The following is a 24452-nucleotide window of genomic DNA, read 5'->3' as shown; positions in this document are numbered from 1 at the left end:
CAGCGCCCTGACGGGGGTGATTCCCGTTCCCGAGCTCATTGCCGCATAATCAAATCAGCTGACCCGCACGGTGACGATGAATTACACCAACCGGCGGGACGTGACCAAACAGGGCCAATAGTGCCGACAGTTTCAAGCGGTCAACGCAATCGTGGCGGCGTTGAAGACTTCATAGTGTCGAAGGCGAGTCACCGGTACTCCGTTAATATTCTCGTGCGAAGTGAATCTCCCATAGCCCTCACGAATGCGCCATTCCGGATAGTGCGGGTGCGCGGTGATAACTCGCGCGGAGTGGCCAATCGTGACTAGCCCTTCGGCCAGGGCCGTCGTATAGGGCGCATTTCCTGTCAGCTCAGGTGTGTAGTGCATTCCCATGATGGTTATTTTGAGCGAGGTCTTCAAAATGCGTCTCCATTTGGCGCGGCCACTGCTCGCGCCGTCCTCCATAAAATGACGAGGTCGCCAGCTAGGGACCAATTCTCGACGTAGTAGAGATCAAGCCGGATGCTGTCTTCCCACGACAGATTGGACCGCCCGCTCACCTGCCACGGACCGCTCATCCCTGGTTTGACGAACAGGCGCCGATGCGCTGACGAGTCGTACAGCGCCACTTCACCTTCACGCTGTGGGCGCGGGCCGACGAGACTCATCTCGCCCCGGAAGACATTGAGAAGCTGCGGGAACTCGTCGAGTGAGTACTTGCGCAGGAAGCCCCCAACTCTGGTCAGTCGCGGGTCGTTTTGCACCTTGAAGAGCGGCCGATCATCCGTCCCCTGGGCCTCGAGCAAAGCGGACAGCTCGGCATCCGCGTTCACCCGCATTGAACGAAATTTCAGCATGTGAAATGGTTCGCCCTTCATGCCGATGCGCTCCTGCAGGTAGAAGACCGGGCCCGCACTTGTCAGCCGAACCATAATGGCAAGAACCAGCATGAGCGGGAAGGTCAGAATCAAGAGGGCGCCTGACCCAATAACATCGAAAGTACGCTTGGCGAACTGTTTGCTTCCCTCGTAGCGTGGCGTCTCGACGTGGATGAGCGGCAGGCCGGCGACCGGGCGCGTGTGGAGACGTGGGCCACTGATGTCGGTAAGACTGGGCACCACGATGAGGTGCTGCTGCCCCGGCTCCAGGCTCCAACTGAGTTCACGCATCCGATCTGGTGGGAGCTCTTGCTTGCTGGTTACAACGACAGTGTCTGCAGCGGTGGCCTTGAGGGCGATGTGCACGCCCTCGAGACCATCATGGAACACGGGAATCTGACTGCCGGGAAGGTGGCCAAGCGATGCATCTACCGGTACGCAAGCACCGACCACCAGGTAGCCCGCATACGGTTCACGTGCGAGCTCCCGAGCGATGCGCACGACTGATTCCTGTGACCCGAGCAGGATGACTCTCGACGAGTACGAACCGTTTTGGCGTTGACCGCGGAGCCACTGGCGCCAGATCCAGCGAGAGAACACCAGGACCGCCGCGCCGAGTGGGAACGCGATCAAAATGTACCCGCGCGCCACATCGATGTGGAGCAGGAATGCCGCGATGGCCAGGAGACCAAAGAGCCGGATGGACGCATTTGCGATGAGCTTGTATTCATCCGGGCCGGTGCCGAGAACCCGATAGCCTCGGGTGCCATAGATGCCCAGGAGGAGCATCCAACTGGCAATGATGAGAATCGAGACCGCGGTGTAGCTAACGGCCAGGCTGTGAATTTCTCCGCGGATGGAAAGGTTCTGAGTGTCGAATCCGAACCAGGCAATTTGGACGCCGAACACGACCCAAATGAGCGCAACGAGATCACTGATCGCGAGTCTGCGCGCATATTTTGCCCGCCAATCGCGACCGCCGGTGGATGTTCCAACCTCAGGTGGCCTGGATTTCAGTTGCTCCGTCATAAGTCCTCTGAAAACGGGGGGCGGCTAAAGCAATCAAGTGGAAACGGGCACCCTGAGGCGGTTGATTTAAAATATGAATACGCTGACGCGATTGTGCTTACAAACACGGCTCACTCCCCCAGAGTGAAGTTTGCTGCGCAATGGGCCAATGCGGCGCGCAACGATCTTCTTTTTTTGAAGTCTAGCTGCTGAGAAATTTGGCCGCTTGGGGGGTAGTGAGAAATTGTCGCCTGAGTGTGGTGGAAATGTTTGGTCGTTTCGTCAGCGCAGTCGCGCTGAGCGATGCCGGTCTCGGCAGGCTCGACCAGCGACGCGGGCGGGTTTCGCAGGCTGCTCGCGTTGGACGCTGTGGGAAATTCGCGGAAAGCCCGTCACTCTGACCCAGACTGTTGCAGGGACTGTCGGCAGGGCTGGAGGGTTCCGCAGACAGGTCGCGTTGGTCGATGGCGGTCGGCCAGACCGACCGGCGCGACGAACCTGGTCGTCAGCTGCAGTCTGGAACGTTGATGCTTCACCTGTCGGCACAATCTAAAATGTATACCTTTTTCACTGTGTCACGATAGAAAAGGTACACATAATAGGTGGAGCACCCTAGGCTGGGGCGATGGCAACGTCAATTGGGCTGCTCGCCCAACAACTCAGCAGTGGCAACCCCTGGTGGCGCGGGAGCGAATGGGCCGCACGTGACCCCGACCTCAGCGAGGTGGCGCAAGCACCGCTGCGTTACGAGTCGGAATGCCTCAGCGCTCTTGAACCGGGCAACCTCTATATTCTGCGCGGCCCAAGGCGGGTCGGAAAGACCGTCGCCGTCAAGCAGACCATCCGCCGACTGCTCAACGAGGGCATCCGTCCGGCCAGGATTGTCCGGGTCGCAGTAGACGGTTGGGAGGCCAAGGAGCTCAGAACGCTCGTGCAGAATGCCACCATTCCGGTGCTGCACGAGGGAGAGACCAGGTACTGGTTCATCGACGAGGTCTCTGCCGTCACTGGGGATTGGGCGCAGCAACTGAAGTGGTTACGCGACAACGATGAGCAATTCCGGAAGGACACAGTCGTGCTCACGGGATCGAACGCGCGAGCACTGACCGAGGCCTCTGGCGTCCTCGCGGGCCGACGCGGACGCGGCAGCCGGCTCGACCGAATTCTCCTTCCCCTGGGATTTCGAACGTTCGCGACGATAATTCTCAAGGGGGAGGTCCCGCCCGCAAGCAACCTCCCGATCGGAGGATTGCGCTCGCGCGAAGCGAGAGACCGATACGAGGACGCAATCCCGTGGCTCGACCAGCTCACGAGAGTCTGGGAACAATACCTGCTCTACGGAGGATTCCCACGCGCGGTCTCCGCCTTGCTGGAAGGCGAGCCGGTACCGGCGTCGTTTGTCGATGATTTATTCGACGTCGTCTCCGCTGACGTCTTCAAGAACAGCCAACTCCCTGCCGTTACCGAAATGGCACTTCTTGAACGGCTCTGGCAGAGCATCGCGAGCCCAGCGAACCTCACATCCATCGGCGAGGACATCCGAGCCAGCAACCAGGTGGTCGCACGTCACGTTGACTACCTGCGCGACGCATTTCTGCTGTGGGCCTGCCCACAACGCGACGACGACGAGTGGCTGCCGAGACCGAAAGCTCAGAGCAAGCTCTATGCGATCGATCCGCTCGTAGCGCGCCTGCCCCATCTCCGAAACGCTGCCCGCGCAGACGTTGATCCGACGGCCCTGGCCGAGATGCAGATCGGAATGGCGCTCCGCCGACGAATCCTTCTCGACCGGCCAAATGCGAGCAACGACGACTTCCTGTTCTATGCGCGCACACCCGCCCGGAAGGAGATCGACTTTGTGTCACTCGACCTCGGTACCGTGGCGATAGAAGGCAAATACACGGATCGGGGCACCTGGAAGAGCGAGGCCGCCACGGTCAAGGCATCAAAGTGGGACGGGATATTAGTCACCCGAAATGTGCTTGACACAACGGATGACGAAACCGCCTGGGCGATACCCGCTGGAATTCTCGCGTTCCACGTGGACGTGTGAATAGGCGTAAGTGACCGTGGATTCGTGGGAGCGGCGGCGGCGCACCGGGCGGGGGTTGCGACATCCGATTTGATCGGCTTGCGGCGTCTGGATGCGGGCTTCGAACATCAGGACTCTTGGCTGGGCGAGGTCTCACCGATCGAAGCGATAAAGGACCTGCGCGCAAAAGACGTCATGGCCGCGGCCGCAGCCATGACCGAGGACCGGTTCTCCGGTTGACGAAGGTCTGCACCTCTACCGGCCTCGCTTGCATGGTGCTGTATCGGGGCGATACCCGATACCGGTACACCAGCGACTTACGGTTCCGCTACCGGAGCCGGTGCTGCGCGCCGAGCGATCGAGATTGAGAAGTCGGCGGGTCGGGATCGCTCGCCCCGAACTTGCGTAAATAATCCCACTAAGTGGATGAAATGCGCAGTAGGACTCACTAAGTCGCTTGCTTTGCGCATCTTCATTAGACATACTGGGAAGGTCCGCGCGCTGCTGCCGGGCCTCGCCCTGCTCAAGGAGATATCACTGTGGATATAAGACTCATCGCCGCTCTCGTTCTAGGGATTGCGACGATCATCGTTCTGGTGCTCCGCACCCGCCTGGACGCCTTTGCAGCCCTCCTCGCGGCGGCTCTGGTAACCGGCTTCGTTGCCGGCCAACCGGCCCTCGAGATTGTCACCGCCATCACCACCGGGTTCGGAAACACCCTCGCGTCGATCGGTATTGTGATCGGGCTGGGAGTCGGAATCGGAAAGATCCTCGAAGTCTCCGGCGCAGCAAAATCACTGGCACAGGCGTTCCTCAAGCTCTTCGGAAAGGGCCGCGAACCCTGGGCCATGGGCAGCGTCGGCGCCATCGTGTCGGTTCCCGTGTTCTGCGACGCGGGCTACGTCATCATGAACCCGCTGGCCCGTTCAATCGCGCGGGTCAAGCGCGGGGGCTACGTGACCATCGCCCTCGCCCTCGGCGCCGGCATGACGCTCACCCACCACCTCGTGCCCCCGACCCCCGGTCCCCTCGCGGTGGCCGGCATCCTCGGCGCCGACCTCGGCATGGTGATCATCGTCGGCGGCATCTTCACCGTGCTGCTGCTGCCCGTCGTGGTGATGTATGCCAAGTGGGTCGGTCCCAAGCTTGAGTCCGCGGTGACCCCGGCGGTTCGCCAGGCCGTGTACGGCACTGCGGCCGTGACACAGCAATCGCACGGCGGCAGCGCGACGACGGCCACCGCAACCCTCGAGCGTGATGCTGACTCGACCGACGCCGGTGCACTCTTTGCTGAGCTCGACGCCGATGAAGAGCCCGACCTCGGCACGCCGCCCGCCGGCGCCAAGCCGCATCGCGTCAACGCTCTGCTCGCCGCGCTTCCCCTCGCCCTGCCGCTTCTGCTCATTCTGCTCAACACGGTGGGAACCGCCGTTGACAAGAGCACACAGGGCGCGCTCACGGGCGACTACACGCCCTCCGACTGGGTCATTCCCCTCGCCTTCATCGGTAACCCCGTGATCGCACTCATCATCGGCATGCTGCTCGCCGTCTACGTGCTCCTCCCCCGCTGGACGCCGCGCGGCAAGGTCAACGGCTGGCTCGCCGAGGCCGCAGCATCCGCTGGACTCATTCTGCTCATCACGGGTGCCGGCGGCGCGCTCGGCCAGGTTCTGCGCACCTCCGGAGTCGGCGACGCCCTCGCCGAAGCGATCGGTTCCACCAACCTGCCGGCCTTCCTCATCCCGTTCCTCATCGCGACCGTCGTGCGCATCGCCCAGGGTTCCGGTACCGTCGCCATGATCACTGCAGCCGCCGTCTCCGCTCCGTTGGTCACAACCCTCGGCATCGACCCCATCGTCGCCGTTCTGGCCTGCACCGCTGGTTCCATGGTGTTCAGCTACTTCAACGACTCCTACTTCTGGGTCGTCACCACCTTCACCGGTCTCGAAGGCACGAGCGCGCTCAAGGGCTGGTCGGGCATTACCACCGCCATCTGGGCTGGATCCATCCCGCTTTTGTTCCTCGCGAACCTGATCCTCGGCTAACGCTCATGGCGACCAGGCCCAGCAAAACGGATGCCCCGGCGCCGACCGATTACCGACGCGGCACCAGGGCGAGGCATGAACGACTCCTCGCTCTGGTGCGCGCCGGATCGACGGGGGTGGACGAGCTCGCGACCGCACTCCAGATCTCACGGTCCACCGTGCGGCGCGACCTGGCCCACCTCAACACCACCGGGGACATCACCCGCACCTACGGCGGCGCCAGCTCTGCCCCGCCGTTTAGAGAGCGTGAACTCAGCGACCGCGTCACCGTCGAGCACGCGGCAAAAGTAGCGATTGCTGCCCGCGCCGTCGAACTCGTGCCGCCAGGCGCCACCATCTTTCTCGATGCCGGGTCTACCTGCGGGGAAGTCGCTCGGCAGCTCTGGCACACTGAGGGCCTCACCGTGGTCACCCGAAGTCTCGATAGCGCGCTGTATCTCGCATCCGCTCCCGGCGTCGATGTCGTCGTCACCGGCGGCCGGGTCGCCCGCACCAGCCACGGGCTCGTGGGGCCACTCGCAGATCTCGCCCTCGGTCGCTACATGGTGGACGTCGCCTTTCTCGGGGTCGACGCCGTTGACCCCGTCGATGGCGTCGGCGAGCCGACCCTGTCTGAGGCTCAGGTTAAGGACACCGCGGCCCGCCGCGCGCGCCGCGTCGTCGTTCTGGCCGATGCGAGCAAGCTCGCCCGCGGCGCGGTACCGGCCTGGGCGCCACTGCCGCACGGGTGGACCCTGATCACTAACGAGGTCGACGACGACATCCTCGACCGTTACCGGTCGGAGGGTGTCGCCGTCATCTCGGTCAAGGTGGGCGCCGAGCCGCGCTGATCGAAGCGGGACTACTCCGGTGCCACACCAAACGCGCTGAGTGTGCGCACGACGGCGAGGAGCGATTCATCGTCGCCGACGTTGCCCGCAAACACGATGTAGGGGATGCCGGCCGCTGGCCCGTTCACCGGCTGCCAGAGCGAGACGATGCCAGGCAACATGGGCCCGCGCACGATCGCGTGGCGAATCTGCAGGCCGAGCGCGGCGACATCCGAGGAGGTGATACCGCCCTTGGCGATAACGAACCGCGGACGGATGCGCGCAACCACTCCTTTCACGACCTCGACAACCGCGGCGGAGACTGTTCGGGCGATTTGCAGACTGTCGGCCGGGTCGGTCGAGCTCACCAGCACCCGGCTGGTCTGCAGAATGACGTCGGCGCAAGCAAGGGCGTCGACCACACGGTCGACAACTACACGCAGGTCGGCCGGCGAATCGGGCGAGAGGAGCCCGGCAACGTCGATCTCAACCACCTGGGCCGCCGAGTGCGCGCTCGTGAGGGCGTCGAGCTGGCGAGTGGTCATGGCTACATGCGAGCCCACGACGATCAGGCCGCCCGCGCGGGCCGGAACGGTGTCGCCGAAGGCATCCGCTGCGCTGAGCGGTTGGCGTACGTCCTGGCCGATGCGCGCCCGCACAAACGGCGGACCCACCCGGTAGATCAGTCGTTTGCCGCGGCGCTCTGCTTCGTCAAGGCCGAGGGCCAGCAGGCGCAGGTCATTTTCGGTGGCCGCGTCGACGACGATCGGGGTTGCATCGGTGGCGGGCTCGATCGCGGCTGCGATCGCTCCGGGCCCGGCGCGCAGGATCGCCAAGTCGATGCCGATGACGGCCGACGCCGGCAGCCGTCCGCCGCTTTTTTCATCGACGTAGTCGGCCAGGCGCGAGTGCGCGAAGGCGAACGTTGCGTCCCGGGCGAACTCGGTGTCGGCGATGGGAGTGAGCTCGTCGGCCGCGGAGCGCATGTAGTGCACCCCGCCGATGGTCACCCGCCCGGCATCAGGAAAGGCGGGGACGATCACCACGCCATCGGTCTGCACCCCGGCACGGCTGCGCAGCGTCTCGGCGATGACGTCGGGTTCGAGCGGAAAGTGACCACGCAGGGTTGAATCCCCCCGGCTGACGAAAGCCAGCGCAACCCCGTCGGCAGCGGCGAGCGCATTGGTGACGACCTGGCGGTTGCGCTCGGCGGCCGCGTTGGGTTCGAGGCTGCGCGTATTGGTGAGCACATAGATCGCCGGCGCCCCCAGGCCGAGCGCCCAGCGAAAGTCCGAGGGCTCCCAGTGGGTGAGGACCGGCAGGTCGGCTACCGACTGGGTTCCGGTGGGGTCGTCATCGAGCACGATCAGAACGCGACCGGTTGCGGCCACCGCGGCGGCGACATCCTGAGCCAGCACTTCCACTTCAGCGGGGAACCCCGCCAGCAGCTCCCGGGCGAGCATCCGCCCTGCGTCGTCGGTGGGGCTCATGAAACCTGCAGCCCACCGTTGATGTCGTAGGTCGCTGCGGTGATGTAGCCGGCGTCTGCACTCAACAGAAAGGCGATAAGCGCGGCGACGTCGTCGCGGGTGCCGACGCGTCCCATGAGAATATCGGCGGACATAGCGTTTTTGCGCTCGTCCGAGAGGGTGCCGCCCATGATGTCGGTGTCGATCGGGCCGGGAGCCACGGCGTTCACGGTGATGTTGTGCTGGCCCATTTCGCGGGCCAGGGCGCGTGTGAAGCCGATGATGGCCGCCTTGGAAGCGCTGTAGGCGACCTTGGAGTAGGTGCCGCCACCGCGCTGGGCGGAGATGGAGGAGATGCTCACGATGCGGCCGAGCTGACGCTCGATCATGCCGGCGAGCACGCGCTGAGAGACCAGGAACGAGCCGCGCATGTTGATCGCGAAGACGCGGTCCCAGGCCTCAACGGTTTCATTCATGAATTCGGTGGGCGAGCTGATTCCGGCGAGATTCACGAGGCCCACGATCGGCGGCATCGCGGCCTCGATTTTGGAGATGGCCGCGTTGACCGAGTCCTTGTCCGAGACATCGGCAGCGACGCCAATCGCACGGATACCGCGAGCCGCCGTAATCGCGGCGGCCGCCTCTCGCGCAGCATCGCCGTCAATGTCGACGATGGCAATCGACCAGCCGAGCGAGGCAAGCTTGTCGGCCGTTGCCCGGCCGATTCCGCGTTCGGAGGCGGCACCGGTCAAGACTGCGGTGCGGTCGGTGGGAAAAGTAATGTCGCTCACGGGTCATTCCTTCGGTCGAGGGCCCACTTCTGTGTGGACCGCACCACCAGCCTAATAGATATCTGACGTCTGATGTCTAGTTAGGACTGCGCTTGGATGAAGTTCTCGTAGTCCGCAAAGGTCTGCTGAATATGCGCTTCCATGGCGCGGCGCGCCTCATCGGGGTTGCGGCTCGCAATTGCCGAGCGCACGATTTTGTGATGCGCGATGGCGTGTTCCTGCACCTCAGTGAAAGCGGATGTTTCCCGCCGCAGCGTATAGAGCAGCTGGCCGAGTTGTCCCATCAGAGCGGGCACGAAGGGGTTGCCGCTGGCCGCGAGGATGATGTCATGGAACGCGAGATCGTTCCGGGTGAGGCGTTCGAGGTCGCCGTCCACGTAAGCGGCTTCCATTTCGGCGATCGTCGCATCGAGCGACACGAGGTCGCTGTCCTGGTGGTTGCGCGCTGCCAGCTCGGCCGAGCCGGTTTCCACCATGCGCCGCACCTCGAGCAGCCGCAGCGGCACCTCGGAACTGCCCAGGTCGTGCGCGGCGGCGCGCAGGATCGCGTCGAGGCTCGACCAGTCCGAAGGTGGGTTGACAAAGGTGCCCAGCCCACGCCGGACCGAGACAATCTTCTGTGCCTGAAGGGTCTTGATCGCCTCGCGGGCCGTCAGGCGGCTGACGCCGGCTTCCTCGGCCAGAACCGCCTCCGGAGGAAGCATCTCATGCGCCGCGAACACCCCCCGCAGAATCCGGTCGAGGAGACTCTCCACCAGGTCATCGACCAGCGATATTCGACTCATGAAACCTATTCCTTCGTCCCGGCGCGGCGTCGGACTCTCGGTTCAGTGTATCGAGCCCCCTGATTGCGCGTCGATCGCGGCGCGAGCTTGCTCCCTCGATTCAAGGCTGGCCTCGACCAGCGGGGTGGGTGCGGCGGGCGTCGGCGAGACCGAGATCGACCTGGAAGGGTACGTGCAGGAGATTGTGGCCTCCGGCTTTCCGGGAATTCGATCGTTGCCCGGTCGCGCACGGCGTCTTCGCCTCGACGGCTACGTCCAACTCGTCGTAGAGCACGAGGTCGTGGACGAGGGGATGCTGCGCAGGCAACCGGCGCAGCTGAAGTCTTGGATGGCGGCATACGCCGCAGCGACCGGCTCCACGGCAACCAGCACCACTATTGCCCAAGCTGCCTCCTCTGGCAGCGATGTTCCCGCACGATCGACGACTGAGCGATATCGTGATGCCCTCACTCAGCTGTGGCTCCTCGATCCAGTACCCGCGTGGCATCCAGGCAACGACTTTGCACGGCTGAGCTTGTCCCCTAAGCACTTTCTGGCCGACCCAGCGCTTTCCGCGCGCCTTCTCGGTCTCGATGAGCCGCGGCTATTGGCTGGTGCGAGGACCAAGATGCTCGGGCCTCAGGACAGAACGGCGCTGGGCGCCCTATTTGAGGCGCTCGTCGCACTCAGTCTGCAGACCTATGCGCAAGCCGCAGAAGCCGTTGTCGAACACATCCGCACATCACGCAGAGACCACGAAATAGACTTCCTGCTTCACCGAAATGACGAAACCAATATCGCTGTAGAAGTAAAACTGACCGGCGCCCCAGACAGCAGCGACGTACGCCACCTTCTGTGGCTCAAAGAGCAACTCGGAGAAGACCTCACCGACATGGTGCTCATTTACACCGGTTCACACGCGTACCAACGGCAGGACGGCGTTGCCGTCATGCCACTGGCGCTGCTCGGACCCTAATCCAGCTGTGTATCTTCGACTCACGGGCAAAGGCAACAAGGACGCGACGATGCCACTATCGGAGCCGGTGCTGCGCGCCCTCCTCGCAGCCGCCAGCGACCGGACGACCGGCCCCGTGGTGCTCACCAAGCGCGGCACGGCACAGAACCGGCGCAGCGCGGACGGCCGCTGCAAGATCCCCGTCAAGCGAGCTGGCCTTCCAGCCGGAACCCACCCGCACCCGATGCGGCACGCCACCATCACGGCCGCGCTCGACGCCGGCGCACCACTGCGCGATGTACAAATATTCGCCCGACACAGCGACCCACGCATCACGACGCGCCATGACGCTATGGCCGGGGCCGGGGCCGCCAAAACCTGGACCGGCACGCCGCGTACCCGGTGAGCGCGTACATCGCCGGAGGAAGCATGCCCACGTCGTGAGTATCCGCTTGAAATGAGGGCCCGCATGAGGATGGTTGACGGCAGCCATGTTGCTGCCCCGACGTCGATCGCTGGTACCTCGCGCCTCGACCAGCGGGTGGTGGCGGCATCGTCGGAGCTGCGGCATCCGCTCTGATTCCGCTCGGACCGCCTATTGCGACGCGGGTGCGCGTTGACCGTTATCGCGACGGTGCGAGACCGAGTCATCAAAAGGGGTGCCGCACTTCCCCGCTTTCGGAAGGCTCGAATTTACAGTCTTCGGCTTCGTTAGCTATGTCGTAGCCCGCAGTACCACCGCAGGCGTCTAAGCAGTAGAGGCACGGAGGCCCGTTGCGATACCGGCCTTGGGACAACCCGTCAAACTGCCACGTTTGACGGCTGCGTCTTTGACGATCTCGAGCGGAGGAAGGTGTCGCGTTTCGCAGGCATAGTCACGGTGGTCGATGGCGGTCTCGGCAAGCTCGACCAGCGGAATTTGCGAGCACGACGATGAACCTTGGGGTTGAGGCGGTGGAGCTTGCACGCTTCGGCGGAGCCCACACTGCAAGATGAGGTCTTACGCTTCAGCCAAAACCTCCTGGATGGTCGGGCCGTTGGGGCATCCAGCCACACGACGACGATTCCTATTGGCGGCCCCACCAAAGTAATACGATTTCGTAATAGCCGCGTGGTACTACCAAATCGTAGTAGCACTCACCTGTCGCTCGGTCGTCGGGCGGGAGTCGCGGCAGAACCGGTGAAGACGCTACCGAGCGGCATTCGACTAATGAAGTACGCGAGTGTCCACGAAACCACGAGAACGATGAGGAAGACCACTACCGCGGGTAGGTCGATTGGGAACGCGCTGAACAACAAAATGAATGCACTGTGGGTCAGCACAACCGCGAGCCCGACGGTGGCCGCCCGCGTAACAGCTCCGGCAACCCGTGGCCTGATGGAAGCAAACACCCTTTGAAATAAGAGGACGAGACCTGCAGAGATGGCGCTGGCAACCACGACGCTCACGACAGGAGTGCCAAAATCACCCTGCTTCATGTCTAGTGGCTGCGAGAGGCCGGTGACGATGAGGGCTGCTGAGCCGGCCAGGAGGGCCACTGAAACCCAGCCCCTCGACTTGAGCCGCGGGGCGATCCGGCGAAAGGAAATGCCCGCGAGGATGAAGATCACGGCGGGCACGGCAACGCCCAGCGAGAAGGGGACGGCGGTCAACGCGTCGGGGGCGAGGTAGGCGACGGTCAACCCGGCACCGGCAACCGCCCAGGGTAGCCAGACGGGAAAGCGCTGCAGTGCACGAAGCAACAGGCAGGCGCCAAAGAGCGCGGTAACGAACCAGAAGGCGAAGAATGGTGCGCCCATGTAGGAACCGCCGAGCAACACGTTGCCTACCTGCAGAGCCTGCCCGTTTGCCCAGAGGTACGTGCCGTAGACGGCGCCGATAGCGAGCAGCCACGCGACGTAGGGCACGAGCAGAGTGCGTACCCGCTTGCGGAATTCGACGCCCAGCGTGCGTTCGTTGGCCCAGAGGTATCCGCTGAGAAAGAAGAACACGGGAACGTGCCAGGTGTAGAGACCCATGCGGGCGATGTCATTGCTCTGGTCCGACCAGACGTGCCCAGCCACGATGGCCACAATGCCGATAACGCGCAAGCCATCGATCGCGGCCGAGCGCATTCTTGTACTGTCCACCTGGCGAAGCCTAGGGCTCCGCGCTTCCAGCTCGCTGAACTTCTTCTGGCGAGCCGCACGGTCGCGCCACCCTGGGGCAGATTTTGTATTCTGACCCCTTTCCCCGAACCGTCGAGCAGTGAGTTGAGCCGGTTGTAACCGACGCGCGACTTTAGGGGCTCGGCGGAGCGATTTCAATGGCCTGACCTCGGTCTGCCGAGGCGATGCTGTCGGCGGGGCTCTCGGCGGGGCAGCACACGGTCACGCTGTCGGGCACGGTCGGTGACGGTTCGGCCGTTTCGCGGGTAGCGTCTTTGACGGTGAGCGCGAGCGGCACTCTGATCTACCTTTCCGACATGGAAGCGGATGCCGTGACGACTGTTGCCGCCTCGCTGGCCTCGACCAGCGCGGGGGCGGGGCGGCCAGCCGGAGAGGACGCTAACGGGAGTCGCGGGGCGGCCAGATGCCGTCGCATCCGTTTTGGAGACAGACGAATCGCCAGGTCTCTCCGTCGGAAACGGCCCCCATGCGCATCAGGCAGCGGGGGCAATTGGGCGGGCTCAGCTCGAGCGGAGCATCGCTGGCCAGCTCGGCCTCGGAATAGGGCGGGCCGAAGTAGAGCTGCGTACAGCCGAGATTCGTGCAGCCGTAGTCATAGCCGTCACCGTGCCAGGAAACCTCCATGGCGTCCCCGCACTGCGGGCAGAGGCGCGGACGTTCCACGTCTTGCTTCTCGAACAGCCACGAGACGTTGTCGTCCATGGAGTGAGACTAGTCCCGCTGGCAGGGGTGTGCTGGGGATTCTAGGAACTGTGGAGAAGTGGGCGCCGCATACTCGGGGCAACTAGAGCCAGGACTGGCCGGCGTCGGTGGAGCGCAGGGTGAGGTCGCCGATCCAGAGCCAGAGGGTGTCCTCGGCGGATGCGACCGCAATGTTTGCGGCCAGCTCGGCGGGGGCTTCGTCGGTGGCGTAGCAGCCAGTGGTGCTCGCGCTTAGTGCAGCGGTCTCGGCGGCAGGGTCAGTGGCAGGGTCGAGCACGCCGACGTCGACGACGCTAAGGCCGAGGCACGCGACCGAGCCGGAGTCCGCCGACGAGGCGGCCGGGTCCCCCGCGGCCAAGGCGATGTAACCCCGGTCGGTCGCGGTGAGGGTGAGCACTCCGGGGACGGTCAGGGGCGCTGACCAGGAGGCGGCCGCATTCGTTGTGGCGAAGATGCGTGAGTCGGCGCAGAGAACGGCGGCGGAGTCAGCGTCGGCCGGACTCGCGGCGAGGGCGACGACCGCGTCGCACGGCGCCGAGGCCAGGCCGTCTGGTCCGTGCACGGCGGCGCGGTCGGCCGGGTCGACGTACCACGCGTCGTCGAGCTCGTCGGGGTAGCTGGAGTAGTTGTCTCCGGCGACGAAGGTCTTGACGAACTGCGGGACGCAGTCGTCGTCGAGGCCGATGAACTCGGCGACCGATTCGCTCTGGGCCGCGATGGACTGCAGGGCGGTGACTCCGGAGCGGCCGGTGGCGTCGGTGGCGGTCCAGCTGGATCCGGAATCGGTACTGAGTTCGGGTGCGGCCGGGGCCCTGCAGGTTCCGGTGCTGGCACGCCAGGCGGCGGTAGCCGACACCGCGGAGAGCAGGCGGGTGGCCGGCAGGGGCATCACCGTGGGCGCGGCCGTTGGCGAGGCTGCCGGGGTGGCGCTCGGCACGGGAAAAGCGGATGCCGTGGCGGTCGGCTCCGAAGACGCGTCGGCGGCAGCATCAACCGAGGTCGAGGTGAGGGCGCTCGTGATGAGCACGGCGTCGATGAGCAGGAAGAGTCCGATAGCGGAGTAGGCGATGATGCGACGCCGGCGGGGGTGCTGGGTCATTAGGCTCCTGCCGCGATCAGGGCGGCGGTGATCGTGGTGACGGAGGCGTTGATCGCCGCGGCGGCGCGGTCATAGACGGCAGCGGGCTGGCGGTAAGGGTCCTCGACGTCGTCGAGGGTCGGCGGGTTGGGCGAGGGGTGGAGTCCGCGGGTCGAGGCGACGGACGCGACGAAGGCGGGGAAGTCGAGGCCTGTTTGGGCGTCAGCGCGGGAAGTGTCAGCGGCGAAATCTTCGGCTTTGGCCGGGGCCACCAGGCGGGCGAACTGGTTGAGGGTGAAGGTGTAGCGAGTGGCTTTGGGCAGCAGGGTGACGACGTCTCGACGGTGATCGCGGGTGGCAGCGAGCACGAGGTCGGCGTCGGCAATGAGCTTCTCGGTGAGCTGCCGAGCGACGTGCTCGGTGTTTGACGCGCCGTATTGCGTCGACAGAGCGGCGGCTTCGGGCGTCATGGCGCTGCCCGTCATGGCGTGGGTTCCGGCGCTCGTGACCACGGCATCGATGCCGGCGTTGCGCAGGTTTTCCCGCAGCAGCTGCTCCCCCAGTGGCGACCGGCAGATGTTTCCGGTGCAGACGATGAGGATGCGGGCGGTCATGCTTTGGCCCTTGATCGGCGCGAGTAGGCGGGAGCGATGACCTCGGGGGCCGAACCGGTGTCGCCGTAGGTGTGTCCGTAACCGTACTGGCCGTAGTGGCCGTAGCCGTAGGCATCCGGTCCCTTGGTCGGCAGCATGGTCATGACGACGCCGCTGATCGGAGCGCCGACCTTGTCGAGCGCGGCGATGGCTCCGGTGAGCTGGTTCTTCTGGGTGCGTCCCGCGGCGACGATGACAATGGCGCCACCGACGCTCTTGGCGAGAATAGCGGCATCCGTTACGGGAAGCAGCGGCGGGCTGTCGAAAATGACGACATCAAAGGTGCGGTTGAACTCCTCGATGATCTGCGCCATGCGCGACGACCCGAGCAGCTCGCTCGGGTTCGGCGGAATGCGCCCGGCGGGCAGCACGAACAGCTGACCGCTGCCCCAGGGCTGAATGACATCCTCGAGTTCGGCTCGGCCGACGAGCACGTCGGTGAGGCCGACACCGCCCTCGATGTTCATGTAGTCGGCGACGCGCGGTTTGCGCAGGTCGGCGTCGACGAGCAGAACGCGGGTGCCGGCATCCGCTAGCGAAATGGCCAGGTTGGCGCTCGTGGTGCTCTTGCCCTCGCTGCCGATCGAGGAGGTGACCACGAAGCAGCGGTCCCGCCGCTCCACGTCAAGGTACTGCAGGTTGGTGCGCAGCGTGCGAAAGGACTCCGCGCGCGGGCTGCGCGGGTCGGCGTGCACGATGAGCGGGCGCTCGGTCGCCTTCGGATCGAAGACGATACCGCCGATGATGGGCAGCGCGGTGACCTGTTCCACATCGCGCTGGCTGCGAATGCGGGTGTCGAGCGTTTCGCGCAGCACCGCGAGGCCGACGCCGACGGCGAGGCCCACGAGCGCGCCGAGCGCAATATTGAGGGGAACGTTCGGGGCGACCGCAGCGGACGGAACGCTGGCCACCTGGATGCGGGTGAGTTTCACGGTGGGCGCCCCAGTGACCGCGTCGCGCTGCTCGATCTCCTGCACGCCAACGGCGAGGCTCTCGGAGACCGCGTTGGCGATGTCGGCGGCGCGGCGCGGGTCGTCGTCGGTGACGGCAATGTCAATGATCGCGGTATCGAGCGGCGCCGACACAGCGATGTTCCTGGCGAGTTCGGCTGCGGTCTGGTCTAGCCGGAGGGTCTCGATGACCGGCAGCAGCACCAGCGGTGAGACCGCGATGCCGGAGTAGGTCTTGACCCGAGCGACCGTGAAGCTCGCGCCCTGCACGAGATCGCTCGTGCTGCCGCTGGACTGTGTCGATACGAACACCCGGCTCGTCGCGCTGAACGTCGGTGTTTGCAAAATTGAGAAAACGGATGCCGCCGCGACGGCCACGAGGGTCAGCGCCACGATGAGCATCCAACTCTTCTGAAGGATGCGGATGTAGTCGCGGAGTTCCACGCTGCTACCTTTCGTTGCGATACAAAGTTGCCAACCAGTAGCTTGACACAGGTGAAAGGGCCACTTGGTTGCGCAAGCGGCCCACAATCAGGGGGTGAGCTGTCGAATCAGGCGGTGGTAGCGCGGCGGCGCAGGGTGACACGGAGGGTGATGACGAGGCCCAGGCCGAGCAGCAGGGCGCCGGCGGCGCTGTAGATGAGGGCGGTCGGCACGTCGAATCCGGCGGTGGCGAGGCCGGCTCCGTCGGCGGCAACGACCGTTATCGTGGCGGTGCCGATGTTCTGCGAGCTGTCTCCGATGGCGGTGAGGGTGTACGAGCCGGTTGCGTCGTTCGGCAGGGTGACCTTGAGGTCGAGGGCGCCGGTACTCGTGGCCGCCTTCTGGGTGTCGACGGTAGCGGAACGCAGCGTGGCCAGGGTGGCCGAGCCTTCGCCCGACACGGCGATCGAAACCTGCTCCTCGGCGGTGAAGGCGTCGTCATCGAACGCTACTCTCACCGTGCTGCCGGCGGCCTGACTACCGGAGACGGTGATGAGGTCGGCGGCCACGTACCCGGCGGCGTGCGCGGCCACTGGACCGGCCAAAACGGCGACTCCGACGAGCGCGAGCGTGGCAAGAACTTTTCTAAACAAGACGAATCCCCCGTAGTGCATTGTGTGGCAGGAACGCTCTGGGCGAACCCCTAGCAAATGAAGTCTAGTGATGCCGTGTCGTTGAGCGCGATCAGTGGCGTGCTGCGCAGCTCGAGATCGCCGGAGAATGGCTCCGGGCCGAGCCAGTTGAAGCGCAGCACTGTACTTTCACCGGGTGCCAGTTCGATCGCGATGGTGCTCACCGGATAGGTGGCATCGGCCGCCGGATGGTACGGCGCCTCAGCGCCGTCGCGGGTGAGGCCGAGGTTCTGCACCTCGGGGGTTCCATAGGCCGAAACAACGGTCTTGATGCTGCCGAGGGGCACGTCGAACACGCCGCCGCCGGTCACGTACGCGGGGAGGCTGGTGGCGGCATCCGCTGGTGCGGTATTGCTGAGGGTGACCTCGAGCGTGTACTGCGGGCGCAGGTCTTCCCGGCAGGTCTGCTGGCCGAGGGCGGTGGAGACGTCGAGGTAGAGGTCCATTTTGGCGCCGGTGCCGTCGTTGAGAAAGAGGCCGAAGCGATTGGTCTGGTCGTCACTGACCGGCCGGGCGCCGGCCAGGGTGGTGCCGGCGAGAACGGTCTGCTCGGTCTCGTCGGCGTTCCAGACCAGCACGCGGTGTTCGGCTCCAGCACGGGCGAGTGCGGCGAGGAGTTTGGTCGGGTCGGCGCGGCCGCTCTTCACGGCGTCGAATACGGCGCCAGCCGCGACCGCGAAGAAGGCGTCCTGCTGAGCCGGCACTTCGTAGCGCGCGTAGACATCGCTCAGCAGCAGCTGCACGGCGTTGTCGGCGGTGAGTTCGTCGCCGGTGGCGAGGGTGATCGGGCCGGTAGCATCGAGCAGGTAGCTCAGCGCGACCGGGTCGACCGAGAGCACGCCGTTGGCTTCGAGGCCGAATTCGAGGCGCCACATTTCGCGGGCGAGCGCACCGGTCTCTGCGAAGTCCGGGGTCATCGTGACGTTTTGAATGAATTCGCCGGTGATGTCGCCGTAGATGGATCGGGTGGCGTCGCTCAGCGGCAATACGGGGGCTTCGTACTGCGGAAAGGAGCTCGAGCTGGCCTGTTGGGTGAGTTCGATGCCTCCGTTGTCGGTGTGCAGCAGGGCGAGCGCGCCGGGGATACCACCGGTGGAGCGCAGTTCGGCCGGGTTCTGAAACAGCAGAATGTAGTCGCGCGGTGCCGTCGCACCGAGCATGGCCGGCAGCAGGGTGACGGCGCGGTCCATGGCGTCGAGCGTGACCGCGGTGTCGTTGGTGACGGTTTGCAGCCGGGTGACAGCGTCGCGCACGGCGTCGTGCACATCGTCGGTATTGATGGCATTGACATCTTCTGCGGCGCTGGTGAGCGCGGTGTTGGCCTGCACGACGGGCGGCTGTGCGTCGAGCAAAGGTTGCAGGGCGATCGAACCGTCGACGGGCTTGAACGCGTTCAGGTCGAGGGTGCCGGCCAAACCGGCCAGCGGGGTGACGACGTTCTGGGCGACATCGTCGACGACGGCGGCCAGTTCGCGCACGGCCGTGAGGTTGGGGCCGAGGAACGGGAGCAGTTCGTAGCTGCCCCAGATCGGGTCGCTCGTGCGCGACCGCGCTGTCGCCGCGAATTCGGCCAGGTCGGCGGCGGTTTGGGCCGCCTGTTCACCGTTACCGGCGAGAATCTGATCTTGAATGGTCGACGCGAGCGGAACGGCAGCTTCGAGGGCGTCTTTGGCCTGCAGACCGCGAATGCCGACCCAGGCGGTGGCCGCCACGATGATCACGAGCAGCCCGAGTACGGAGAGCCCGACGATGGTTCGTGTTTTTTTCGGCTTTTTCGCGGGTGCGGCGTGCGCGGAACGGGACGAAGACATTGCCCTATTCAAGCAGAGCGCACCAGCCGGTTAGCGCCTGCGCGGTGAATCGCGAGTCGACGCTAACAACTGAGGTCGAGCTTCTCGGTTTCGTGCAGCGTTATCAACGGGGTGCTGCGCAGGGCGAGATCACCGGTGAACGGCCCGGTGCCGAGCCAGTCAAAGTGCAAAACGGTGCTTTCGCCGGGAGCCAGTTCGAAGACCAGCGACGTCACCGGATAGCTGGCATCGGTCGCGGGAACATGTTCCGCGTCGACGCCGTCCCGCGTGACTCCGAGGTTGTACATCGTCGGAACACCGTAGGCCGAGACCATGGTCTTGATGTTGCCGAGCGGCACTCCCGAGATGCCGCGGCCGGTGACGTAGACGGGAAGGGAGGTGGCGGCATCCGCTGGTGCAGTGTTGGTGACGGTGACCTCGAGCGTGTATTGCGGGCGCCGGTCGGTGCGGCAGGTCTGTTGGCCGATGGCGGTTTCAACGTCGAGGTAGAAGTCCATTTTCGCACCGGAGAGGTCGTTGATATAGAGACCGAATCGGTTCGTCGAATCGTCACTGAACGGGCGGTCGCCGGCGAGGGTGGTGTCGGCGAGCACAGCCTGTTCGGTCTCGTCGGCGTTCCAGACCAGCACGCGGTGTTCGGCTCCGGCGCGGGCGAGCGCACTGATGAGTTTGGTCGGGTCGGCGCGACCGCTCTTGACGGCGTCGAACACGGCGCCGGCGGCGGCCGCGAAGAAGATGTCCTGCTGCTTCAAGTCGTCATAGCGCGCGTACACGTCGTGCAGGAGCAGTGACACCGCGTTATCGGCGTTGAGTTCGTCGCCGGTAGCGAGGGTGATCGGGCCGGTGGCATCGAGCAGGTAGCTCAGTGCAACCGGGTCGATCGAGAGCACGCCGTTGGCTTCGAGGCCGAATTGGAGCCGCCACATTTCGCGGGCCAGGGCTCCGGTTCGGGCGAAGTCGGGCGTGAGGGTGACATTTTGGATGTATTCGCCGGTGATGTCCCCGTAGATCAGGGTCGTGTCGTCGCCGAGCGGCAGCACCGGCGCGGCAAACGGGTCAAAGTCCTCAGCGGTGGCCTGCTGGGTGAGTTCGACGCTGCCCTGATCGGTATGCACCAGGGCAAGAGCGCCGGGGATGCCGCCGGTCGCGCGCAGCTCGGCCAGGTTCTGAAACAGCAAGATATAGTCGCGCGGAGCGGCCCCGCCGAGCATGGCCGGCAGCAGGGTGACGGCGCGGTCCATGGCGTCCAGGCTGCTCGCGGTCTGCTCGGTGACGCTCTGCAGCCGAGTGACGGCGTCGCGCACCACGGCGAGTACGTTATCGGTGTCGATCGCAGTGACATCTTCTACGGCGCGGGCGAGGGCTGTGTCGGCCTGGTCAACTGACGACTGCGCGTCGAGCAGGGGTTGCAGGGCGATCGATCCGTCGACGGGCTTGAACGCGTTCAGGTCGAGGGTTCCGGCCAGACCGGCCAGCGGGGTGACGGCGTTCTGGGCGACATCATCGACGACGGTAGCGAGTTCACGCACGGCCGTGAGATTCGGTCCGAGAAACGGCAGAAATTCGTAGCCGCGCCAGATCGGGTCGCTCGTGCGCGACCGAGCTATTGCCGCGAATTCGGCCAGGTCGGCAGCGGTTTGGGCCGCTTGTGCACCGTCGCCGGCCAGGATTTCGTCCTGAATGGTCGACGCGAGCGGAATGGCGGCTTCGAGGGCGTCCCTGGCCTGAAGACCGCGAATGCCGACCCAGGCGGTGGCCGCCACGACGAGGATGAGCAGGCCGAGGACGACGACTCCCGCGATGGTGCGGCGGCGCGTGGGGGATTTTGGGGGTTCCGCGGCCGAGGCGGCATCGGGAATGACGGGCTCAGGCCGTGCAGCCTCGGAAACTTCGGAAACTTCGGGCACAGCGGAGGCTGCGTCGGCCGCGTGCGGCGCGGGGTCATCAGAGTCGGGTGCAGGCCGTGCCGAGTCTGGAGAGGGCATGGCCCTATTCAAGCAGAGCGCGGGACCGGCCAGGACTTGACGCGCGCACCTGCACACGCCCCGCTCGGGCTGGCTAGGACTTGACGCGCGCGCCGCGGGCGCGGGCCGGTTCAGCCGGGATCGAGGGCGCGATGGCCTCGGGATCACCGTAGCTATAGCCGTAGCCGTAGTGGCCGTAACCGTAGGCATCCGGGCCGCTGGTGGGGAGCATGGTGAGTACGAGACCGGAGATCGGCGCCCCGACGTTGTCGAGGGCGGCGATGGCTCCGGTTAGCTGGTTCTTGTGCGTGCGACCGGCGGCCACGACGATGAGGGCGCCACCGACATTTTTGGCGAGGATCGCGGCATCCGTTACCGGCAAAAGCGGCGGTGCGTCGAAAATGACCACGTCGAAGGCCCGGTTGAACTCGGTGATGAGCTGCGTCATGCGGGTCGAACCGAGCAGTTCGCTCGGGTTGGGCGGCACGTGGCCGGCTGGCAGCACGAACAGCTGGGCCTTGCCCCACGCCTGAATAACGTCGGCCAGATCGGCGCGGCCGATGAGAACGTCGGTGAGGCCGACAGCGCCCTCGACGTCCATGTAGTCCGCGACCTTGGGGCGGCGCAGGTCGGCATCGACGAGCAGCACACGCGATCCGGCGTCGGCCAGGGCGATGGCGAGGTTGGCGCCCGTCGTGCTCTTTCCTTCACTCTCGATCGAGGAGGTGATGACGAAGGAACGGTCGACCCGGCCCACGTCGAGATACTGCAGGTTGGTGCGCAGGGTGCGGAAGGACTCGGCGCGCGGGCTGCGCGGGTCGACGTGCACGATGAGCGGTCGTTCTTTGGCCTTGGGGTCGAAGACGATGCCGCCGAGAATGGGTAGGTCGGTGAGCTGCTCAACGTCGTGAGTATTGCGGATGCGCGTCTCGAGGGTTTCGCGCAGCACCGCGACGCCGACGCCGAGGGCCAGCCCCACGAGCGCTCCGAGGGCGATATTGAGCGGCACGTTGGGACTGATCGGCGCGATCGGAACGGTCGCCTCCTGCGTGAGGGTGAGCTTGACCGGCGAGGTCGCGTCGACCGTGTCGGGAGTTTCAATCTCTTCAACGACGACGGTAAGGCTGTTCGAAATGGCGTTGGCCGTGTCTGCGGCCCGCACCGGGTCGGTGTCGGTGACGGTCACGTCGATGATCGAGGTTTCGAGCTGTGCGGCGGCGGCAACCTTCTTGGCCAGCTCGGCGGGCGTGATACCGAGGTCGAGGCTGGCGATGACGGGCAGCAACACGATCGGGGTGGTCGCGAGTTCGGCATAGGTCTTGACGCGCGCGACCGAGAAGTTATTGCCCTGGGCGAGGTCGGCGGTGGACCCGCTGGACTGCGTCAGGGTGACCACCTTGGACGTGGCGCTGTACTGTGGCGTCTGCAGAATTGAATAAGTGGATGCCGCACCAACGGCCACCAGCGTGCACAACACGATGAGTACCCAGCTCTTGCGCAGAATGCGAATATAGTCGCGAAGTTCCATGCTTGGGCGATCCCCTCGTGTCGAGGAATACAGCCCGTACTGCACCGCACGAACGCGCGGTTCCCCACTTCTGAGGGTACCGAACTTTGAAACTCGCGCCGACCGGCGATGGGTGCCGGTAAATTGGGCCTTATGGGGAAAGTGGTTGTGCAACAACCTGTGAGCGTTCTAATGCCGGCGGGCTTCGGCCTTGTGGTGGCCATGGTGCTGCTGATATCGGCCGATTCCACGTCTTTCGGGGACGCGAATGTGGCGAATTTGCTGGGGTACCTGTGCGTGTGGGTTCCGATGCTGGTGGCGATTGGGGTGGCTGGGGCTGGCGTGGCGCGCGGCGGCTGGGGCTCGGCGCTGGATGGGCCGGGTCCGGCGGTTCGTAGCGACGCGGCTGCAGCTGGAGCGGTTTCAAACCCGACGGGGGGTTTCGACTCTGCTCCTGCTCGGGCCGGCGGGGGCGACGCGGGGAACGGCATCCGCTCTAGAAAAAGCCTGCTCCGGCTGTCGATTCGGCCAATCGACCTGATCTGGGGACTCGGGGTCGGCCTGATGGCTCGCACGGTGGCGAGCCTGATGGAGATTCTGGGCTTCGGCAGCATCGGAACTGCCGGCGCTACCTTCGGCGAGACCGTCTACAACGGCTGGTGGCTGTTCGGCGCGCTGCTGGCCCCGCTGCTGCTGGCCCCGTTCGTGGAAGAGCTATTCTTTCGCGGGCTCGTGCTGCGGGGCGTCTATGCGCGAGTGACGGCGCTCGGCGCCGTGCGCTGGGCCGCGCCGATCGCGGTTGGCGTGAGCGGGCTGACCTTTGCTCTGATGCACCTTGTGACCATCGACCCGGGAAACACTGCGACCGTGGTCGTGGTCGGAGTTTCGACCCTGATTTTCGGGCTCGCCGCGGCTGCGCTCGCGCTGGCAACCGGACGAATCGGCGGCGCGATCGTGGCGCACGTGACGTTCAACGGGCTCGTTATCGTGCCGGCGTTGCTGGGGATCTGAGCCACTTTTTCGTGGGCGCAGGCTGCGCGGCACAGGCCCCCGCAGGCCAAGATGGCCGAGCACCAGGCGCGCGCCTTCGTCCTTGCGGGCAGGCCCGGGGACAGACGAAACGCCCCGACACCGGATGGTGTCGAGGCGTTTCGGTGAGTCGCCCGGGGCTACTCGGAGAAGCGAATTACGCGGCAGCGTGCTGACGACGAACCGACACGCGCACGAGAACGAGTGCGAGGCCGAGAACGAGAACGCCAGCGGCGCCCCAGATGACGAGGACCGGAGCGTTGAAGCCGGTGGAGGCGAGGCCCTTGTCGGTGGTGACAGCGGCGGTCCCAGCGTCAGCGGCAACGACGGCGAGGGTCGCGGTACCGACGATGCCGGACGTGACGCCGCGCGCGGTGACGGTGTAGTCGCCGGTGGCCTCGGCGGGAATCGCCACGGTCACGGTGACGGCGCCGGCGTCGGTGGCCGTCTTGGTCAGGGTCGACGTGACGGCGGTCTTGACTACCGACAGGACGGCGGTGTGTGAACCGGTAACCGAGAACTCAACGTCTTCGCCATTTGCGAAGGCGCCGTCGTTGAAGGCAACGGGCGTGGACTCGCCGGCTTCAGGCGCAGCCGCAACGGTGACGAGCGAGTCAGAAACGTACTCGGCGGCGTTGGCGGCCGGCGCGAAGGCGAATACGGCGATGACGGCGAGTGCCGCCGTGGCCAGGCTTTTCTTGAACATAATGAGGGTCCCCCCGGTACTTAGATGGTTTATAC

23 protein-coding genes are annotated in these 24452 nt (G+C 65.2%); 7 read left to right on the top strand and 16 right to left on the bottom strand.

The genetic code is table 11. The annotated features are described in order from the left end of the window. Positions 1–132: 132 nt before the first annotated feature. Together E3O11_RS09720 and E3O11_RS09715 are read right to left on the bottom strand one after the other, a co-directional pair. On the bottom strand, positions 133–402 hold the full coding sequence (locus tag E3O11_RS09720) for a hypothetical protein (RefSeq protein WP_134495508.1): 270 nt from the start codon (positions 400–402) through the stop codon (positions 133–135). After that, positions 399–1889: a sugar transferase gene (locus tag E3O11_RS09715; protein ID WP_092448211.1), complete on the bottom strand. Its 1491-nt coding sequence runs from the start codon at positions 1887–1889 to the stop codon at positions 399–401. The genes E3O11_RS09720 and E3O11_RS09715 overlap by 4 nt, the downstream gene beginning before the upstream one ends. Positions 1890–2493: 604 nt before the next feature. On the opposite strand from E3O11_RS09715, the gene E3O11_RS09710 reads away from it, so the two are divergent. From E3O11_RS09710 to E3O11_RS09695, 4 genes are all read left to right on the top strand, one after another. Beyond that, positions 2494–3921, top strand: coding sequence for an ATP-binding protein (locus E3O11_RS09710; protein WP_092448212.1), 1428 nt, complete (start codon positions 2494–2496; stop codon positions 3919–3921). Between the two features lie 24 nt (positions 3922–3945). Beyond that, a complete protein-coding gene (locus E3O11_RS09705; protein ID WP_092448213.1) occupies positions 3946–4140 on the top strand; it encodes a hypothetical protein in 195 nt (64 codons plus the stop codon). A gap of 299 nt (positions 4141–4439) precedes the next feature. Continuing rightward, on the top strand, positions 4440–5945 hold the full coding sequence (locus E3O11_RS09700; RefSeq protein ID WP_166787557.1) for a GntP family permease: 1506 nt from the start codon (positions 4440–4442) through the stop codon (positions 5943–5945). Between the two features lie 5 nt (positions 5946–5950). Continuing rightward, positions 5951–6775, top strand: coding sequence for a DeoR/GlpR family DNA-binding transcription regulator (locus E3O11_RS09695; protein ID WP_092448214.1), 825 nt, complete (start codon positions 5951–5953; stop codon positions 6773–6775). Positions 6776–6786: 11 nt separating this feature from the next. Here the strand turns inward: E3O11_RS09695 and E3O11_RS09690 are convergent, their stop codons facing one another. From E3O11_RS09690 to E3O11_RS09680, 3 genes are all read right to left on the bottom strand, one after another. Continuing rightward, the gene (locus E3O11_RS09690; protein ID WP_241994692.1) at positions 6787–8244 is read right to left on the bottom strand and encodes a four-carbon acid sugar kinase family protein; all 1458 of its coding nucleotides are present in this window, start codon (positions 8242–8244) and stop codon (positions 6787–6789) included. Beyond that, positions 8241–9014 (bottom strand): SDR family NAD(P)-dependent oxidoreductase, encoded by a 774-nt coding sequence (locus E3O11_RS09685; protein WP_092448216.1) that lies wholly within the window; start codon positions 9012–9014, stop codon positions 8241–8243. Before E3O11_RS09685 ends, E3O11_RS09690 begins: the two co-directional genes overlap by 4 nt. Positions 9015–9094: 80 nt before the next feature. Beyond that, positions 9095–9769 (bottom strand): FadR/GntR family transcriptional regulator, encoded by a 675-nt coding sequence (locus E3O11_RS09680; RefSeq protein WP_307725705.1) that lies wholly within the window; start codon positions 9767–9769, stop codon positions 9095–9097. 154 nt (positions 9770–9923) lie between these two features. Between E3O11_RS09680 and E3O11_RS09675 the strand changes: the two genes are divergently transcribed. Beyond that, positions 9924–10754, top strand: a complete 831-nt coding sequence (locus tag E3O11_RS09675; RefSeq protein WP_198415586.1) for an ATP-binding protein — start codon at positions 9924–9926, stop codon at positions 10752–10754. Between the two features lie 7 nt (positions 10755–10761). Then, entirely contained in the window at positions 10762–11139 is a 378-nt protein-coding gene (locus tag E3O11_RS09670) for a tyrosine-type recombinase/integrase (RefSeq protein WP_092448219.1), read from the top strand. 731 nt (positions 11140–11870) lie between these two features. On the opposite strand, the gene E3O11_RS09665 is transcribed toward E3O11_RS09670, so the two are convergent. The 10 genes from E3O11_RS09665 to E3O11_RS09625 all read right to left on the bottom strand — a co-directional run bounded on the left by E3O11_RS09665 (position 11871) and on the right by E3O11_RS09625 (position 22703). Beyond that, positions 11871–12863 carry an acyltransferase family protein gene (locus tag E3O11_RS09665; RefSeq protein WP_134495504.1) on the bottom strand — a complete coding sequence of 331 codons (993 nt, stop codon included), beginning with the start codon at positions 12861–12863 and terminating at the stop codon, positions 11871–11873. A gap of 151 nt (positions 12864–13014) precedes the next feature. Then, positions 13015–13179 carry a hypothetical protein gene (locus E3O11_RS17625; RefSeq protein WP_166787556.1) on the bottom strand — a complete coding sequence of 55 codons (165 nt, stop codon included), beginning with the start codon at positions 13177–13179 and terminating at the stop codon, positions 13015–13017. A 101-nt stretch (positions 13180–13280) separates the two neighbouring features. Beyond that, a complete protein-coding gene (locus E3O11_RS09660) occupies positions 13281–13604 on the bottom strand; it encodes a hypothetical protein (RefSeq protein ID WP_092448221.1) in 324 nt (107 codons plus the stop codon). An 82-nt stretch (positions 13605–13686) separates the two neighbouring features. Further along, positions 13687–14703 carry a hypothetical protein gene (locus E3O11_RS09655; protein ID WP_092448222.1) on the bottom strand — a complete coding sequence of 339 codons (1017 nt, stop codon included), beginning with the start codon at positions 14701–14703 and terminating at the stop codon, positions 13687–13689. Then, positions 14703–15296, bottom strand: a complete 594-nt coding sequence (locus E3O11_RS09650; RefSeq protein ID WP_092448223.1) for an arsenate reductase/protein-tyrosine-phosphatase family protein — start codon at positions 15294–15296, stop codon at positions 14703–14705. Before E3O11_RS09650 ends, E3O11_RS09655 begins: the two co-directional genes overlap by 1 nt. Continuing rightward, positions 15293–16729 (bottom strand): tyrosine-protein kinase domain-containing protein, encoded by a 1437-nt coding sequence (locus E3O11_RS09645; RefSeq protein ID WP_092448224.1) that lies wholly within the window; start codon positions 16727–16729, stop codon positions 15293–15295. Before E3O11_RS09645 ends, E3O11_RS09650 begins: the two co-directional genes overlap by 4 nt. 107 nt (positions 16730–16836) lie before the next feature. Beyond that, positions 16837–17361 carry a hypothetical protein gene (locus E3O11_RS09640; protein ID WP_134495502.1) on the bottom strand — a complete coding sequence of 175 codons (525 nt, stop codon included), beginning with the start codon at positions 17359–17361 and terminating at the stop codon, positions 16837–16839. A 50-nt stretch (positions 17362–17411) separates the two neighbouring features. Continuing rightward, a complete protein-coding gene (locus tag E3O11_RS09635) occupies positions 17412–19211 on the bottom strand; it encodes a DUF4012 domain-containing protein (protein WP_092448227.1) in 1800 nt (599 codons plus the stop codon). A gap of 62 nt (positions 19212–19273) precedes the next feature. Next, positions 19274–21196 (bottom strand): DUF4012 domain-containing protein, encoded by a 1923-nt coding sequence (locus tag E3O11_RS09630; protein ID WP_166787555.1) that lies wholly within the window; start codon positions 21194–21196, stop codon positions 19274–19276. Positions 21197–21269: 73 nt separating this feature from the next. Further along, positions 21270–22703, bottom strand: coding sequence for a tyrosine-protein kinase domain-containing protein (locus E3O11_RS09625; protein ID WP_092448229.1), 1434 nt, complete (start codon positions 22701–22703; stop codon positions 21270–21272). A gap of 132 nt (positions 22704–22835) precedes the next feature. On the opposite strand from E3O11_RS09625, the gene E3O11_RS09620 reads away from it, so the two are divergent. Then, positions 22836–23693 (top strand): CPBP family intramembrane glutamic endopeptidase, encoded by an 858-nt coding sequence (locus E3O11_RS09620; protein ID WP_166787554.1) that lies wholly within the window; start codon positions 22836–22838, stop codon positions 23691–23693. Positions 23694–23868: 175 nt separating this feature from the next. On the opposite strand, the gene E3O11_RS09615 is transcribed toward E3O11_RS09620, so the two are convergent. Next, positions 23869–24417, bottom strand: coding sequence for a hypothetical protein (locus E3O11_RS09615; RefSeq protein ID WP_092448231.1), 549 nt, complete (start codon positions 24415–24417; stop codon positions 23869–23871). Between the last annotated feature and the right edge of the window lie 35 nt (positions 24418–24452).

The organism is Cryobacterium levicorallinum, from assembly GCF_004402405.1.
In the GTDB taxonomy this organism is placed as follows: Bacteria; Actinomycetota; Actinomycetes; order Actinomycetales; family Microbacteriaceae; genus Cryobacterium; species Cryobacterium levicorallinum.
This window is presented reverse-complemented; position numbering and strand designations above follow the sequence as displayed.